The organism is Sphingobium sp. JS3065 (assembly GCF_026427355.1).
In the GTDB taxonomy this organism is placed as follows: domain Bacteria; phylum Pseudomonadota; class Alphaproteobacteria; order Sphingomonadales; family Sphingomonadaceae; genus Sphingobium.
In genome coordinates, this window is record NZ_CP102664.1 from 2,494,133 (window position 1) to 2,509,150 (window position 15,018).

The following is a 15,018-nucleotide window of genomic DNA, read 5'->3' on the forward strand; positions in this document are numbered from 1 at the left end:
ATGTTTCGCCGCCTGTTCCTGATCCTGTCGCTGCTGCTGTTCATCCCGGCGGCGGCAGCGCTTTTGGGTTTTCCGCCTCCGGCTCAGGCGCAAACCTTTCCCAAGCTGACGGGGCGGGTGGTGGATGACGCCGCCCTGCTCTCCCCCCAGCAGGAACAGGCCCTCACCGACAAGCTCGCCGCGCTGGAGCGGCAGAGCGGACGGCAACTGGTCGTCGCGACCCTTCCCGACCTCCAGGGCTATGACATATCCGATTATGGCTACCAGCTTGGCCGCGCCTGGGGGATCGGCGACAAGGAAAAGAACAATGGCGCGCTGCTGATCGTCGCACCCAATGAGCGCAAGCTGCGGATCGAGGTCGGCTACGGCCTGGAGGGCATCATGACCGATGCCCTGTCGTCCCAGATTATCCGCAACGACATCACGCCCCATTTCAAGGCGGGCGACATGCCCGGCGGAATCGATGCGGGCGTGGACGCGATCGGCAAGTTGCTGACGCTTCCGCCCGAAGAGGCAAAGGCATTGGCGGCGCAGGCGGCGGCCAAGGCCCGCGATGCGTCGGACGATGGCGGCGGCTTCATGGTCGTCTTCTGGCTGTTCGTCGTGGCGATCATCGTCCTTTCCATGTTTTCCAGCCGGGGCAAGGGACGGCGCTATCGCGGGGGTTCCGGCCCGATCATCCTCTGGGGACCGGGCGATTCCGGCTGGGGCGGCGGCGGTGGATCAAGCTGGGGTGGCGGAAACGGCGGTGGCTTTTCGGGCGGCGGCGGCAGCTTCGGCGGCGGCGGCGCTTCGGGGGACTGGTGATGCGTCTGCATTTGAACGAAGCCGATCATGACCGCGTGACCGCCGCGGTGGCGGAAGCGGAGAAGGCTACCGATGGCGAAATCGTCACCATCGTCGCCCGCCGGTCGGACGCCTATCATGACGCGGGGCTGCACTGGGCCATCGGCATAGTGTTTCTCGCCCTGTCGGCGGCGGCGGCCTTTCCGCAATATTTCCGGGCGCTTTGCTCCTGGCTGCTGCAAAGCTGGGAGCATGAGGTCGAGGACTGGAAGCTGCTGACGGTCCTGCTGGGCGTGCTGATCCTCAAATTCCTGATCGTCCGCTATGCGCTGGCCTGGATGCCGCTGCGCATGGCGCTGACCCCGAAAGCCACCAAGGCGCGCCGCGTGCGCCGCCGCGCCATCACCCTGTTCCGCGCCGTCGCCCAGGGGCGCACGCGCGGGCGAACCGGCGTGCTCATCTACCTTTCGCTGGACGAGCATCGGGCGGAACTGGTCGCGGATGCCGCCATCAACGCAAAGGTCGCGCCCGAAATCTGGGGCGAGGCCATGGCCGCGCTGATCGACGGCGTGCGGGAAGGCCGCGCCGCCGACGGCATGGCGCAGGCAGTGCATCAGGTCGGCCTGGTGCTGGCCCAACATTTCCCGGGGACGAGCGACAATCCCAATGAATTGCCCGACAGGTTGATCGAATTATGAGTGAACGGGACATGATCTCGCCTGAAGAAATCATGTGGGAGGGCCGCTTCATCACCGCCAAGCGGAGAGGCAAGTGGGAATATGTCGGCCGGGCGCGGGGCATCCAGGCCGCCGTCATACTGGCCGTCGACGAAGCCGCCGATGGCCGCCATGTGCTGCTGGTCGACCAGTATCGCGTACCGCTGGGCCGCCGCTGCATCGAACTGCCTGCGGGACTGGTGGGCGACCATGACGAGGGCGAGGAAGCCATTCTCGCCGCCACCCGCGAACTGGAGGAGGAAACCGGCTATCTTCCGGGCCGGATGGAGCCGCTGGGGGAGTTCTACAGCTCGCCCGGCATGGTGTCGGAAAGCTTCACCCTATTCCGCGCCCATGAGTTGGTGAAAACCGGGGAAGGCGGCGGCGTCGAGGAGGAGGATATCCGCGTCCACCGCGTGCCGCTGAATGGGATTCAGGAGCAGATCGCGGCTTGGCGGGCCGAAGGCTTTGCCATCGACGTGAAACTGCTGTTGCTGCTGGGCGCCAATATCGTCGGCTAGGGGTGGAGAGCGGACGTTCCAAATCCCTCTCCCTTGAGGGAGAGGGTTGCGCAGACTTGGCAGCTTGCTGCCTTAGTCGTAGCTGGGTGAGGGGAGCGAACAGGTCGATCATGCCCCCGGCATGATCTAAGGGCTGCGGGGCAGCCCTTACCTGTTCGCTCGATCCACAGGATCGCGCGGGCCGCAGGCCCGCTCCCCCTCATCCAACTCCGCCTAGGCTCCTTCGTCGCCAAGGCTTCGTATCCTTCTCCCTCAAGGGAGAAGGAATGTCCGCCATTGGCCACCAGCCGCCGCATACCACTACCCCACCCGATACCACCCCGCCACCCGATCCAGCGCCAACGTCAGCACCAGCTTGCCAGCGCGGCTTGGCCAGCCCAGCGCCTTTTCCGCGGCGACCAGCCCCTCCCCCGCGCAGACGACGCGCCACAACACATCGGCCAGCCCCGGCCCCGCCGCACGGATCGCGCCGTCGAACCGCTTCCGCGCCGACAGTTGCGCCAGGCCCGGCTCGACAGCCCCCGCGCCTCCGCCCCGCCGCTGCCCCGGCGCCGCATCCCAGCGCATGGTGATTCGCGGCCCCAGCCCGGCCTTTTCCCAATCGGCGCGCAGCCTGTCCCCGGCGAGATAATGCCGCTCGCTCAAATGCCCCCGCGCATGCAGCCAGGCGAGCGGCGACTCATGCAGATTGACCGCCACCTTCTGCGCCCGGCCGAATGGGTCTTCTATGATCTGCTCGACAAATTGCGTGGCCATGACGTGCCTCCCTGCTGGAATCGGATGCAAGGGGACTTGCCATGCATGCTGCTTTGTAGGAAAGCATAAAAACCAAATAGGTGAAAACAGGACAAGATATGATCACCCGCATCCGGGAGGTACGCAAAGCCAAGGGACTAACGCTGGAACAGGTCGGCGCATTATGCGTACCACCCACCACCGCCCAGACCATCGGCCGGCTGGAAACCGGTACCCGAACCGTATCGGTCAACTGGCTGAATCGCATCGCCAGGGCATTGGGCGTCGCTTCTTCCGAACTGGTGGCCCTGCCCGGCCAGAATGTCGTGCCGGTTGCCGCGCTGCTGGGTCCGGAGGGCGCCCGCGCGCCAACCCGGCCGCTCTCCCTTCCCCCGCCGGCGCCTGTCGATGCGATGGTCGGCGTGCAGGTATCCGGCAGTATCGGCGATTACCGCAGCGGTGATGAAATCTGGTGCCGCCGCATCATGCCGGACGAATTTTCCAGCGTGCTCAACCGCGACCTGCTGCTGCCGCGCCACGCCGGACGCTTCCTGTTCGGGCGACTGATCGGACGCGAAGACGACCGGCTGCACATCCTTCCCCTGGGCATGGGCAGCCGCCAGCAGGTGATAAGTGACCCACCCTGGGGCGCCGTGGCGGTCCAACTGGTGAGACGACTGTAGACAAAGGCGGTTTCATCCTTAACCCTGCATTGACGATGGCTACCGGAAAGAGAGTTTCTAGGAAGATGCGATGACGTTGAACGTCCTGATGCTGTCGACCCTGTTCCCGGATATGAGCCGTCCCAATTTCGGCGTGTTCGTCGAACGGCAGGCACGCGAACTGGCGAGCCGGGACGGCGTCCGGGTCACGGTGGTCGCGCCGCTCGGCATTCCGCCCTGGCCACTGTCGAAGGCGAAGCGCTACGCCCCCCTGCGCGCCCTGCCCGCCACGGAACGGTGGAAGGATCTGACCGTCCACCGCCCGGTCTTTCCGATCATCCCCAAATTCGGCGGGCGCTTCAACGTCCACAGCATGACCCGCGCCATCCTGCCGCTGGTCAGACGCCTGCATGCGCAGCGCCCCTTCGACGTCATCGACGCCAGCTTCTTCTTCCCTGACGGCCCGGTGGCGCAGCGGCTTTCGCGCGCGCTCGGCATCCCCTATTCGGTGAAGGCGCGCGGCGCGGACATCCATTATTGGGGCATGCGCAGGGGCACGCGCAAAATGGTGAAGCACGCCGCCGATGACGCCGCCGGGCTGCTCGCCGTGTCGGACGCGATGCGCCGTTCGATGGCGCGCATGGGCATCGATGCGGACAAGATCCGCGTCCATTATACCGGCGTCGACCTCGACCGCTTCGAACCGGCCGACCGCGCTTCGGCAAAGGAAAGCCTGGGTTTCGAAGGGCCGGTGGTGCTGTGCGTCGGCGCGCTGATCCCCCGTAAGGGGCAGGAATTGCTGGTGCGGGCGCTGCCGCAACTCCATGGCGTCACGCTGCTGTTCGCCGGACAGGGACAATATCGCCGCGCATTGGAAAAGCAGGCGGAGGAACTGGGCGTGGACCGGCGCATCGGTTTCCTGGGGTCCGTGCCGCACGACCGGCTGCCGCGCATCTATGCCGCCGCCGACGTCATGGCGCTGCCCTCCTCCTCCGAAGGGCTGGCCAATGCCTGGGTGGAGGCGCTGGCCTGCGGCACCCCCATCGTGATCAGCGATGTCGGCGGCGCGCGCGAACTGCTCGACCGGCCCGAAGCGGGGCAGATCGTGGCCCGCGAACCCGAAGCCCTTGCCGCCGCCATCAGCGCAATTTTGGTCAACCCGCCCGAACGGGAAGCCGTTCGCGAAGCCGCGCTGCGCTTTACCTGGGCCGCCAATGGGGACACGCTGCTGGACCATCTCCGCGCAATCGCCGGTCAGGAATCCTGATCCCAAAAGGCGACCAGCCGCGCTTTCCCGTCCGGCGTCGGAAAACGCCCTTCATCGAACGGCACCTCCCCCCAGCGCCATGGCGTCAATTCGTCATAGGCCGGGTTTGAAATGGGCGCATGCCGCCTGAGATTCAGCAGCCGCGCCCCCTGATTGCGATAGGCGGTCAGGCGCACATGCTCGCGATAGATTTCCGCCGGCCGTTCATAATGAAAGGCGTCGCGCCAGCCCATGGCCTGGGCGATGCGGGTCCATATCCACCAGTCGGGCTTCGCTTCTCCGGGCAGCGGGAACAGCCAGCGCTGCCTGCTGATCAACCGGTCCGCTCCCGTCAGCGTCCCATCCTTCTCGATCCACACCGGCGACGGCAGCGCGATCATGCGCAGCGCCTCCATCTCCGGCTCGCTCCACGGCGTGGTCAGGATGATAAGCGGCACCTGCTCCAGCAAGCTCCGGATCGGATGCGAAGACGGCGGCAACCCCCCCGGCATCAACATCGCCTTGATGCGCCCCGCCTCGATGGCGTCCGCCAGCGCGGCGCCGGACAGGCCCGGTGTGTCCGCCAGCGCCGCCGCCCCCCAGAAGCGACCGACCTGCGCCAAATCCTCCGCTGAAAAATCCCGATGCGCGGCCAGTTCCCCGGCCCGGCATCCCACTTCCCGCTGGCCCATGCCATTGGCGGCATCCGTTACCGCGAAGGGGGCGGCGCCCGGCCTGCCGATCCGCCCGGTCGCCAGATGGAGATTGAGGACGGCAGCCGACAGGCGGGCCGCCGCCTCACCCGCGCCTTGCGGACTGAACAGCGTCACCAGCCGGGGCGTGGCCGCCACCTGCTCGTAAAAGCCCCGCACCTCGCCCGGCGCCAGCCCGCAGGCCCGCGCCACCGACCAGAGATCATGGTCCCGCCGCAACCCGGCCCAAAAGCCCGGCGGCGGCGCCAGACTCCGGTCCAGCACGCCATTGTCATGACAATGCAGCAGCAGTCCGCTCAGCAGCACCGCCTCGCTGCCCGGCGCGACCGTCAGCCGCTCATCGGCCTCGACCTCCTGCCCCTCATCCCGGCCCGCGATCAGGACAAGGCGCGCGCCCTGCTCCGCGCGCGCCTCCGCGATGCGCTCATGCAGCACCGGATGACGGCGGGCCGTCGCTTCGCCCACCAGCAGCAACATGTCCGCCTGCGCCAGATCCTCATAGACGGCGGGCATCACATCCTCGCCAAAGGCGGCCCGCTGCGCCGCCGCCATGCCGCCCGCCTCGCTGGAAGGCGCGTCGATATGGGCGGAGCCGATGAAACCCTTCATCAGCTTGTTGGCGACATAATAATCCTCTGTCAGCAGGCCGCCAGGCACATGCATCGCCACGCTGCCGGGGCCATGGCGGGCCATGACGTCGGACAAACGGCGCGCAGCCTGATCGACGGCGCGATCCCACCCGGCCGCCCGGCCATCCACCATCGGCCGCAGCAACCGGCCGTCCAGCGCCAGCAAATCCCTCAACGCCTCGCTGCGGGTGCAGAGCAGGCCGCCATTCGCCGGATGCACCGGATCGCCTTCGATCCGGACATCCCGCCCTTCGCCGGTCACGGCACGGATGCCGCATCCCACGCCGCATTGACCACAAAGCGAACGGATGACCGCCACGATGCGATCAGGCCAGGGCCGGCGGGGTCGGACGAAATGTCATGGACACCGCTTAACCCAAGGCGGAGCAAGACAAAAGGGCGCGAAGCTGGCAGAAGCAAAGCCATGCTGAAAGTGATTCTCCGTGCCGTCGCGTTCGTCGCTATATTCATTCATATATTGCTGGCCCCGACCATGGCGCAGCAGCGCGGCCCGTTGGTGCTCGCCGCCTCCAGCATGCAGGAGGCGATGAACGCCGCCGCCGACGCCTGGGCCGCGCAGCGCCATGCCCGTCCGGTCCTGTCCTTCGCCGCCTCATCCGCCCTCGCACGCCAGATCAGGAGCGGCGCTCCGGCCGATTTGTTCGTATCGGCGGATGAAGGCTGGATGGACGATGTCGAAAAGGCGGGATTGCTCCAGCGCGGCACCAGGGCAAATCTGGCGGGCAACCGGCTGGTGCTGGTCGCCCCGGCGCGCGCGCCGCTGCGGCTGCGCATCGCGCGCGGCATGCCGATCGCCAGGGCGCTGGGCGATTCCCGGCTCGCCATGGCCAATCCCGACAGCGTGCCTGCGGGCAAATATGGCAAGGCGGTGCTCACCGCGCTGGGCGTCTGGCCCGGTGTCGCGAACCGGCTGGCGCTGGGCGACAATGTGCGGTCGGCCCTGACCCTGGTGGAGCGTGGCGAAGCGCGGCTGGGCATCGTCTATGCGACGGACGCCCGCGCATCGAAGGATGTGATCGTGGCGGGCATCTTCCCGGCGGGCAGCCATGCGCCGATCCGCTACCCCATCGCCCGCCTGAGCGCGAACCGGAACCCGGAAGCGGAGGGTTTCCGCCGCTTCCTGCTGTCACGGACCGGGCAGGCGATTCTCGCCCGCTACGGTTTCAGCCGGCCTTGATCTTCACCTCTGGCAAGCCACAATGGCGTCGATCACCGCCAACGTCTCCTGCGGATCGCGCACCCGCACCGTATCCAGCCCCAATTGCTTCGCCGGATAATCATTGCCACCGGGGAAGATCGCATCGCCAATGAACATCATCGCGTCCAGCGCGATCCCGCTCGCATCCCGCAGCTTCTTCAGGCCATAGGCCTTGTCCACCCCCTCCCGCGTGATGTCGATGGAGGTCGCCCCGCCCATGTTGATCGACAGTCCCGGCAACCGCTCGCGCAGATCGGCCTGGATCACCTTGCGCTTGGCGAAATCGGGATCCCACACCTCCTTGGCGTGGATCGGCGCCTGCTGGCCGAGGGCGGAGAAGGTGATCTGGCTGCCGCGATCCTCGATCCGCTCGCCCCACACCTGCTCCGGCACGAAGCCGGTCGCCTCCAGCGAAGCGTCGAACGCCGCCAGGATCGCCTGCTTCTGCGCCTCCTCGAACAGTTCGGCATAGACCGGCGTCCATTGCCCGTCGCGATGGGTGTAGAGCTTCGTCCCTGTCGTGGGCATCAGCCAGAGCCGCGAGCGGTCCGCCCGATCCGGCAGGCGGCTCGCCACCTGCTTGTCGAACTGCGGCCAGTCGCCGCCGGAGATCACCGCGACATGCGCAACCTCCAGCAGCCGCGCCAATGCTTCCCCCATAGCCTCGCCCAAGGGCTGTTTGCTCTCGGCCAGGGTTCCATCAAGGTCGAAGGCGATCAACAATTTCATGCGCAATGCTCCGGATGGGACAGAGTGCGGCTTTGCCCTGTGAACCGGCGCGATGCAATGCGCATGACGGGGGCTGGCCTTTTCCATTCTCCTGTCCGAAAGAGGTCGGCATGATCCTGTCTCCCGAAGAATGGGGCATCGTCGCGCTGTCGCTCCAAGTCAGCCTGGTCGCGGTGGGGCTGATGCTGCCGGTCGCCTTCGCGCTGGCCTGGCTGCTGGCCCGGTCGCGCTTTCCGGGCAAGCTGCTCGTCGACGCCCTGGTGCACCTGCCCCTGGTGGTGCCGCCGGTCGTGACCGGATGGCTGCTGCTGCTGCTGTTCGGCGCGAACGGGCCGCTTGGCAGGTGGTTCGAACAGGCGCTGGGCGTCAGTTTCATGTTCCGCTGGACCGGCGCCGCGCTCGCCTCCGCGATCATGGCGATGCCGCTGATGGTGCGCGCCATGCGCCTGTCGATCGAGGGCATCGACCGGCGGCTGGAACAGGCCGCCCAGACCCTGGGCGCCAGGCCCCGCCGCGTCTTCCTCACCATCTCCCTTCCGCTGGCGCTGCCCGGCATATTGGCCGGACTGGTCCTTGGCTTCGCCCGGTCCATCGGGGAATTCGGCGCGACCATCACCTTCGTGTCCGACGTCCCCGGCGAAACCCGCACCCTGCCCATCGCCATCTATTCCGCGCTGCAAATGCCCGGTGCGGAAACCGCGGTGACGCGCCTTGCCGTCATTTCGATCCTGCTGTCGCTGGCCGCGCTGGTCGCTTCCGAAGCGCTCGCCCGCCGGGCCGGAGGCGGAAGGACCAACCATGTCCTTTGACCTGGAGATCGACCACCGCATCGGTGAACGCCACATCGTCCTGAACGCCCGCGCGGGCGCGGGGCTCATCGCCCTGTTCGGCCCGTCCGGCGCGGGCAAGACCAGCATCCTCAACATGGTCGCAGGCATCATCACCCCGGACCGGGGCCGGATCGCGGTCGCAGGCGAAACGCTGTTCGACAGCGCGGTCGCCATCAATATTCCCGCCGCCCAGCGCCGGGCAGGCTATGTCTTCCAGGACGGACGCCTTTTCCCCCATATGCCGGTGCGCGCCAACCTGCTCTATGGGCGGCATGGCGACGCGCCCCTGCCGTTCGAGGCGGTGCTCGATTTCCTGGGCATCGGCCATTTGCTCGACCGCTGGCCCACCACGCTTTCCGGCGGCGAGGCGCAACGTGTCGCCATCGGCCGGGCGCTGCTGTCAGGCCCCAGATTCCTGCTGCTGGACGAACCGCTTTCCTCGCTCGACCCGGCCAGGCGGGAGGAAATATTGACCGTCATCGAACGGATGAAGCGCGACCTTGCCATGCCGATGCTCTATGTCAGCCACGACCGGGCGGAGGTCGAACGGCTCGCCGATCACGTCATCGCGCTATAAGCAGGCAGGCCCGCCTCCGCCAGCGCGCGATTGAGATAGGCCAGAAAAGCCCGCTGCCGCACCGGCGCTCGCGCCCGCAGCCAGGCCAGCGCGACCACCGCCCGCCACTGCGCCACCTGCGCGAAATGCCCCGGCGAAATCCGGCGATAATGGTCCGCATAGCAACGCGCCGCCCAATCCCGCACCCTGTTGGTCAGCCAATCCTGCGGCCCCTCGCCAAAGCGCATCAGCATTTCCGTGCGCATGATATCCGGCGTGACCGGCCCCCGCGCCGCCTTCGACCAGTCAATCGCAACCGGCCCGCCATCCGCCATCAGGATATTCTTCACATGGAAATCGCCATGCAGCAGCCGGTCGCCATCGGGCAGCCCGTCGAGCAGCCGAAGCGCCGCCTGCTGCAAGCCCCCATCCGCCGGGCCATAGACGATGTCCGTCCGCAACACCTCCCGCAAGGAACGCAGCCCTGGCGCCGCGCAATCGTGAATCCGCCGATGAAATGCCGCCATTTCCCGCAGCATCGCGCCGCTGCGCAACGGGCGCAGGCGCAGTTGCCGCATCATCGTCGGCCCCTCGACCTCCGGATAGAGGATCGCCCGCCCCGCACTCAGCCGCAGTTGCTCGACCGGCCGGGCGACCGCGATGCCGCACTCCGCCGCCAGCGTCGCGGCCGCAAATTCGCGGTCGATCATCTCCTCAGACACGGCGGCGTGGAAGATCTTGACGACCAACCGCTCCCCGACACGACAAACCCGCGCGCTGGCGCCCGACGCCAGCGTCGCCAGATTGTCCTCCACTATCCCCGAAAGCGTCGGCGGCACCCCCGCCATGCTAGCGAACGGCTGAGCGGGCGCTGTTCAGATCATGGACCACCGGCCCGCGCCGGACAGGCGCCTGCGCCGGCGGTCTGCGGGTCAGCCGCTCTACCGCATTGTCGACCAGCAGGCGCAGCCCTTCCTCGCTCAGCAATCCGCCCCGGATCAGGCATCGGTCGATCAGCACCCGGCGGAAGGCCGAATAAAGCGCCATGTCGGGCGCACCCGGCGCGGACCAGAATTCGTCCAGCGACCGTTTATGCACCACGCCCGGCACCTTGTAGACCGCATGGCCCAGCACGACGACAGGCTTCCCCGCGTTCAGCGCCAGCGTGCCCACCGTGCTGTTGACGGTCACCACGCCCAGCGAATTGCCGACCACCTCCGCAATGTCCCAGTCCGCAAGGTAGAAGACCCGGTCACCCACGCCATATTGCGCCGCCAGCCGCCGCGTCAGCCGCCCCCAGGCGACCAGCCCCGGATCGAGCGGATGGCGCTTCACCACCAGCGCGGTATTGGCCGGGGCGTGGGCGGCGAAGCTCTTGATCACGAAACGCAGCGCCGCCCGCATCGTGCCGAAGGGCGAATGGAGCCGGATCTGATAGTCCGAATCCAGTTGCAGCGGCAAAGTGAAATAGGGCCGGTCCGCGACCTTGGCCCATTCCTCCCGCGACTTGCGCCGCTCGGCCTGACGCAGGTTCAGCTTCTTGAACCAGCCCACCGTTTCCCAAAGGAAGCTGTTGGGCCGGTGCGTCCGGTAGAAGGGAAAGGCCGGCCGCATCAGCGCCGACGCCATGCCATTGCGCCCGGTGTTGAAGGCGCGCTGGCGGAAGGTGGATGGGATTTGCGGTTGCAGCCCATTCTCCTCGGGCGGCAGGCTTTTCGCCTGTTCCAGAAACCAGTCGGGATCGAGCGGCAGGGTCGAATTGCCGTTCACCCCATCGTCCTGCAACGTCAGGAAATCGGGGCGGATATAGCCTTCCTCCACCACATGGACGCGCAGGTTGCGCAGCCGCGCCATCTTGTGCGCAGAGGCATGATAGGGGCGGCAGTCGCCATAGAGGATCAGGTCGGTCACGCCATGGTTGACGATATAATCGTCGAAGAAGAGCGGCCAGTTACGGAACGTGCCCCGATAGTCGGTCGCGCCCTCGCCCGGCCAGTCGACCTTGTCGCCGCCATTGAGGTTGATCCGCAGCGCCCGATGCCCCCGCACCCGCAGCGCATCGGCCAGCATGGCGAAATAGGGTCCATGCGGTCCCTGGAGAAACAGGAAGGATTTGGGGGACGCATCAACCATGGAAATACTCGGCGGACAAGGTCATAAATCTCTGCAACTTCCCCTGTAAAGTGCGCAGTCGGATCAACCATGACACCGGCCATGACATGGACGACGGCGCCCCGCTTGCCAAACGTTCGACCATGATTTCAGGTCCGCAAGGCAGGCGAGTGACCGGGTCCAGATAGCGTGGATAGAGAATCAAGGCGCCCGCGACAAGCTGATCCAGGGTGAGCTGACGCCCACGCCGCCCATTGGGTGCGGCGAGATCCCGGGTCAGCCCCCAGCCCGCATAAAAGGGCATGCCATGGACCGTGACCGGCCGATCTCGCATCAGCGCCTCGAACCCGGTGAGGGAGGAAAGCACATGCACCTCGTCCACCGCCTGCACCAGGTCCATCAGCGGCGACCCGGTGTCGATGGCGTCGGCCTGTTCCAGCACCGCCGCGTCACTCAGATGCCCCTTGCGCAGCCCCGCCTGCACATCGGGATGGGGGCGGTAGACGATGAAGGCGTCCGGCTCCGCGGCGCGCACCCGCTTCAGCAGGTCCAGATTGCCCGTCACGCCCGCGCCGCCATATTCAACCGACAGATCATCCTCGACCTGCCCCACGGCCAATATCGTCCGGCGGCCCTGGGGCAGAGCGATCATCTGCCCCATATCCTTGCCATATTTGGTGACGCCGGAGGCCCTGATCATCGCCCTCAGGCGCGCCGCACGCTGCTCCAGCGCCGGGGTAAAGCCGTGGGTCGCCAGCAGTTTTTCCATGTCGCTGGGGAAGCGCGCATCATAATAGATGCCCGACCGGTCGACCACCACCGACCCCGGCGGATGCAAAGCGGCCCCCAACCCCTTCGACCGGAGGAAGCCGTCCTCGACCTTGGCGACGGTCACGCCCTGCCGCCGCGCTTCGTCCATCGCGGCGGAGGACACGCGGGAAGGCCAAACCGCCAGCGCGCCGCCTCGCCTGACCGCTAGTCTCAACCCCTTCTCCGCCGACAGGAAGGGTGGCGAGCAAACCCCGTCCCAGAGGAAATGACGGATCGCCTCCCGCTTCCAGAAGGCCATGCCGCTGGCCGCAGCGATTCCATGATTGCCGTCCAGATGCCGCCGCCAGTCGGAAAGCTGCGCCACCGCATGCAGGACATCGACCGGCTCGCCGCTGAAACAATCGCGATAGCGGGCCGCCGCCACGGCAGACCGGGCCGCCTCCCGCAGCGTCTCCGCCGCAACCGGGCGCAAGTCTGGCCCATAGACCGGAACCCCCAGCAAGCCCGCGACGATCGCCAGCTCATCGTCCGCCGCCGCATGCACAGACCGCGCACCGGCAATCACCGTCCAAAGGTCTGCGGGCCAGGGCAGATCGCGCCTCGCGACGCCATTACCGTGCCGACCGCCGCCGACTATGCCGATTTCCTGCGGAGAAAGCCCGTCCAGCGCTTCCGGCGGCACGGCGATCCCGGCCCGCGCCACCAGCCTGATTCCTTCCGGCCTGTGGCCCCAGAAAGCGCCGCCCACCCGCGCATCGGCAATGGCATCCAGCACGGCGTCGGTCACCGCGACAGGCGCGTCCCCGGTCTGCCGTGCATGGCTGATCGCGGCCGTCGCGGACTTGATTCCCGGAAAGGGTGGAGAGCGCAGAAAAGCTGGCGCGTTCACGTAAAAAGCCGTCCCCTGCCCCGTCCAGTCCCTGCGCGCATGGAGCGATGCTTACAGCCGCCAAAAAACGCAATCACATCAGCTTCTTGCGCGCCCGATGGGAAGACGTCAAGCAAGGGCGGAAGCCGTCATCTCTTCCAGCATGTCGGTTACGATGTCGAAATAGGCTTCCCAGGTGGGCGCCCGCCAGCCCGCGATCCGCGCCAGTTGCGCCGCCCGTTCCGGCGAATCCGGCCTGCTGTAAGCCTCGATAGCCCTGAGCCAGCCCAGACCATCCAGCGGATCGAGATAATCCGGCGCATCGCCGCCGACCTCCCGATGCGCGACGATATCGCTGCAAATCACCGGCACGCCTGCCGACAGGGTCTCGATCACCGGCATGCCATAGCCTTCCTCGAAGGAGGGCATCAGCATCGCCCGCGCGCCCGCGACCAGCGCGTTCATTTCATTGTCGGGCACGCTGCCCGCCTCGATCACATGGCCGCGCAATATTTCGGCGCGCTCCAGCATGTCGACGACATTCTCATTTTCCCAGCCGCGCCGGCCGATCAGCACCAGGACCGGCGCCCGATCGCCCAGCCTTTCCACCAGCCGCCGCCAGATATTCAGCAGCAGCAGATGGTTCTTCCGCGGTTCGATGGTAGAGATATAGACGAAATAGGGCCGATCCGGCACGGCATGGCTGCCCTCCACCACCATGTCCGGCGCATCCGCGCCGAAATGCGCCACCCGGATCACGCGCCCGTCCAGGCCCCGCGTCAGATGCGGCGCCAGCGCGTCGATCGTCGCCTGGCTGTTGCCGATGATGCCGTCGGCATAGCGGTCGATCGTCCGCACCCGCTTCAGATGCTCCTGTGCGCCCTGGGGCCGGGCGAATTCCGGGTGGGTGAGCGGGATCACGTCATGCACCAGCGTCACGAAGCGCGCGCCTTCCGCCCGCAGGATCGCGCCGACCTGCTCCGCATCGTCCAGATGATGCGGCGACACCTGCAAATAGATGCGCGGCCCCTGCGCCACCGGCACCGGGCGGGGCCGCAGCGCGATCAGATGGCGGATGACGGCCGCCTTGCTTTCCTTGTCATCCACCGGCCCCTTGTTGCGCCAGCGCGCCGCCGTGAAGGCCAGGAACTGGCGCACAGCCGCGTCCTTCAACCGCCCATAATAGCCGCCCGCCGGATGCACGGCGGCAAAGGCCAGCCGGTCGGGCATCCGCTCCAGCAATTCGCGGGCATAGGTGAATTCCACCCGGTCAATCCCGGTCGGCGCGGCATGGAAGCTGCGCGAGAGCAGCCGCGAAATGTCGAGGATCACTTCCGCAGGCCGTTCGCCGCCAACAAAGCGGCGGCTCTCCCGCTTGGAACGCAAGGCTATCCGCGCACCAGGGGCCTTGAAGGGCTTGAGCGCCATGTCAGAGCGCTTTTACAGGGGATTGGCGCATCAGAACTGAGCGCGAATCTCTTCGGCCATCGCCTGCAAGGCCGCCGGATCTGCAAAATCGCCCTGCGCATGCGCGACGAAGCCACGCGGCTGCCCTTCCCAGCGCGGCACGATATGGAAGTGCAGGTGGAACACGGTCTGCCCGGCGGGCGTGCCGTTGAACTGCGCGACATGGATGCCATCGGGGTCCAGCGCCTTGCGGGTGGCGTTGGCGACCTTCTTCACCGTCGCCATGACCTGCGCCAGCGCTTCGTCCTCGGCCTCCAGGATGTTGCGCGCCTTCGACCATTTGGAAATGACCAGGCTATGCCCCTTGGACTGCGGCTGGATGTCGAGGAAGGCATATGTATGCTCGTCCTCATAAAGCTTGGTCGAAGGGATTTTCCCAGCCAGGATCAGGGCAAAGACATTGCCCTCGTCATAGGTGCCGTCGAGGCTCATCGCGCTTCCTCAAACAAGATATTGCG

The 15,018-nt window shown here is 66.8% G+C and carries 16 protein-coding genes; 8 read left to right on the forward strand and 8 right to left on the reverse strand.

What is annotated here, in order from left to right; all coding sequences use genetic code 11:
• The 3 genes from NUH86_RS12155 to NUH86_RS12165 are packed head-to-tail and all read left to right on the forward strand — an operon-like array spanning nt 1 to nt 2,023.
• Nucleotides 1–807, forward strand: coding sequence for a TPM domain-containing protein (locus tag NUH86_RS12155; protein WP_267252126.1), 807 nt, complete (start codon nt 1–3; stop codon nt 805–807).
• Entirely contained in the window at nt 807–1,484 is a 678-nt protein-coding gene (locus NUH86_RS12160) for a TPM domain-containing protein (RefSeq protein WP_267249752.1), read from the forward strand. The genes NUH86_RS12155 and NUH86_RS12160 overlap by 1 nt, the downstream gene beginning before the upstream one ends.
• Nucleotides 1,481–2,023: an NUDIX hydrolase gene (locus NUH86_RS12165; RefSeq protein ID WP_267249753.1), complete on the forward strand. Its 543-nt coding sequence runs from the start codon at nt 1,481–1,483 to the stop codon at nt 2,021–2,023. The genes NUH86_RS12160 and NUH86_RS12165 overlap by 4 nt, the downstream gene beginning before the upstream one ends.
• Nucleotides 2,024–2,323: 300 nt before the next feature.
• Here the strand turns inward: NUH86_RS12165 and NUH86_RS12170 are convergent, their stop codons facing one another.
• Nucleotides 2,324–2,779, reverse strand: coding sequence for a DUF6456 domain-containing protein (locus NUH86_RS12170; protein ID WP_267249754.1), 456 nt, complete (start codon nt 2,777–2,779; stop codon nt 2,324–2,326).
• Nucleotides 2,780–2,877: 98 nt separating this feature from the next.
• Between NUH86_RS12170 and NUH86_RS12175 the strand changes: the two genes are divergently transcribed.
• Nucleotides 2,878–3,441 (forward strand): helix-turn-helix domain-containing protein, encoded by a 564-nt coding sequence (locus NUH86_RS12175; protein ID WP_267249755.1) that lies wholly within the window; start codon nt 2,878–2,880, stop codon nt 3,439–3,441.
• A gap of 70 nt (nt 3,442–3,511) precedes the next feature.
• Nucleotides 3,512–4,687: a glycosyltransferase gene (locus tag NUH86_RS12180; RefSeq protein WP_267249756.1), complete on the forward strand. Its 1,176-nt coding sequence runs from the start codon at nt 3,512–3,514 to the stop codon at nt 4,685–4,687.
• Here NUH86_RS12180 and NUH86_RS12185 read toward each other — a convergent pair.
• On the reverse strand, nt 4,675–6,327 hold the full coding sequence (locus NUH86_RS12185) for a molybdopterin oxidoreductase family protein (protein ID WP_267249757.1): 1,653 nt from the start codon (nt 6,325–6,327) through the stop codon (nt 4,675–4,677). The two genes, NUH86_RS12180 and NUH86_RS12185, sit on opposite strands and share 13 nt — an antisense overlap.
• A gap of 105 nt (nt 6,328–6,432) precedes the next feature.
• On the opposite strand from NUH86_RS12185, the gene modA reads away from it, so the two are divergent.
• Nucleotides 6,433–7,206: a molybdate ABC transporter substrate-binding protein gene (gene modA, locus NUH86_RS12190; protein WP_267249758.1), complete on the forward strand. Its 774-nt coding sequence runs from the start codon at nt 6,433–6,435 to the stop codon at nt 7,204–7,206.
• 3 nt (nt 7,207–7,209) lie between these two features.
• Here the strand turns inward: modA and NUH86_RS12195 are convergent, their stop codons facing one another.
• Nucleotides 7,210–7,956: an HAD-IIB family hydrolase gene (locus tag NUH86_RS12195; protein WP_267249759.1), complete on the reverse strand. Its 747-nt coding sequence runs from the start codon at nt 7,954–7,956 to the stop codon at nt 7,210–7,212.
• 110 nt (nt 7,957–8,066) lie between these two features.
• Between NUH86_RS12195 and modB the strand changes: the two genes are divergently transcribed.
• Together modB and NUH86_RS12205 are read left to right on the forward strand one after the other, a co-directional pair.
• The gene (modB, locus tag NUH86_RS12200) at nt 8,067–8,765 is read left to right on the forward strand and encodes a molybdate ABC transporter permease subunit (RefSeq protein ID WP_267249760.1); all 699 of its coding nucleotides are present in this window, start codon (nt 8,067–8,069) and stop codon (nt 8,763–8,765) included.
• Entirely contained in the window at nt 8,755–9,363 is a 609-nt protein-coding gene (locus tag NUH86_RS12205; RefSeq protein WP_267249761.1) for an ATP-binding cassette domain-containing protein, read from the forward strand. The genes modB and NUH86_RS12205 overlap by 11 nt, the downstream gene beginning before the upstream one ends.
• Here NUH86_RS12205 and NUH86_RS12210 read toward each other — a convergent pair.
• From NUH86_RS12210 to NUH86_RS12230, 5 genes are all read right to left on the reverse strand, one after another.
• The gene (locus NUH86_RS12210) at nt 9,345–10,190 is read right to left on the reverse strand and encodes a phosphotransferase family protein (protein WP_267249762.1); all 846 of its coding nucleotides are present in this window, start codon (nt 10,188–10,190) and stop codon (nt 9,345–9,347) included. The two genes, NUH86_RS12205 and NUH86_RS12210, sit on opposite strands and share 19 nt — an antisense overlap.
• Before the next feature lies 1 nt (nt 10,191).
• Nucleotides 10,192–11,475, reverse strand: coding sequence for a capsule biosynthesis protein (locus tag NUH86_RS12215; RefSeq protein ID WP_267249763.1), 1,284 nt, complete (start codon nt 11,473–11,475; stop codon nt 10,192–10,194).
• Entirely contained in the window at nt 11,468–13,114 is a 1,647-nt protein-coding gene (locus NUH86_RS12220) for a beta-3-deoxy-D-manno-oct-2-ulosonic acid transferase (RefSeq protein ID WP_267249764.1), read from the reverse strand. The genes NUH86_RS12215 and NUH86_RS12220 overlap by 8 nt, the downstream gene beginning before the upstream one ends.
• A gap of 108 nt (nt 13,115–13,222) precedes the next feature.
• Complete coding sequence (locus NUH86_RS12225) at nt 13,223–14,521, reverse strand: glycosyltransferase family 4 protein (RefSeq protein WP_267249765.1); 1,299 nt, start codon at nt 14,519–14,521, stop codon at nt 13,223–13,225.
• A 30-nt stretch (nt 14,522–14,551) separates the two neighbouring features.
• On the reverse strand, nt 14,552–14,992 hold the full coding sequence (locus tag NUH86_RS12230; protein ID WP_267249766.1) for an HIT family protein: 441 nt from the start codon (nt 14,990–14,992) through the stop codon (nt 14,552–14,554).
• Nucleotides 14,993–15,018 lie beyond the last annotated feature (26 nt).

Bases quoted from the DNA above. Each gene is read 5' to 3' on its own strand.
- NUH86_RS12205 (WP_267249761.1), top strand. From the start codon at position 8,755: ATGTCCTTTGACCTGGAGATCGACCACCGCATCGGTGAACGCCACATC.
- modB (WP_267249760.1), top strand. From the start codon at position 8,067: ATGATCCTGTCTCCCGAAGAATGGGGCATCGTCGCGCTGTCGCTCCAA.
- NUH86_RS12160 (WP_267249752.1), top strand. From the start codon at position 807: ATGCGTCTGCATTTGAACGAAGCCGATCATGACCGCGTGACCGCCGCG.
- NUH86_RS12215 (WP_267249763.1), bottom strand. From the start codon at position 11,475: ATGGTTGATGCGTCCCCCAAATCCTTCCTGTTTCTCCAGGGACCGCAT.
- NUH86_RS12175 (WP_267249755.1), top strand. From the start codon at position 2,878: ATGATCACCCGCATCCGGGAGGTACGCAAAGCCAAGGGACTAACGCTG.
- NUH86_RS12210 (WP_267249762.1), bottom strand. From the start codon at position 10,190: ATGGCGGGGGTGCCGCCGACGCTTTCGGGGATAGTGGAGGACAATCTG.
- NUH86_RS12225 (WP_267249765.1), bottom strand. From the start codon at position 14,521: ATGGCGCTCAAGCCCTTCAAGGCCCCTGGTGCGCGGATAGCCTTGCGT.
- NUH86_RS12155 (WP_267252126.1), top strand. From the start codon at position 1: ATGTTTCGCCGCCTGTTCCTGATCCTGTCGCTGCTGCTGTTCATCCCG.
- NUH86_RS12180 (WP_267249756.1), top strand. From the start codon at position 3,512: ATGACGTTGAACGTCCTGATGCTGTCGACCCTGTTCCCGGATATGAGC.
- NUH86_RS12165 (WP_267249753.1), top strand. From the start codon at position 1,481: ATGAGTGAACGGGACATGATCTCGCCTGAAGAAATCATGTGGGAGGGC.
- NUH86_RS12195 (WP_267249759.1), bottom strand. From the start codon at position 7,956: ATGAAATTGTTGATCGCCTTCGACCTTGATGGAACCCTGGCCGAGAGC.
- NUH86_RS12230 (WP_267249766.1), bottom strand. From the start codon at position 14,992: ATGAGCCTCGACGGCACCTATGACGAGGGCAATGTCTTTGCCCTGATC.
- NUH86_RS12170 (WP_267249754.1), bottom strand. From the start codon at position 2,779: ATGGCCACGCAATTTGTCGAGCAGATCATAGAAGACCCATTCGGCCGG.
- modA (WP_267249758.1), top strand. From the start codon at position 6,433: ATGCTGAAAGTGATTCTCCGTGCCGTCGCGTTCGTCGCTATATTCATT.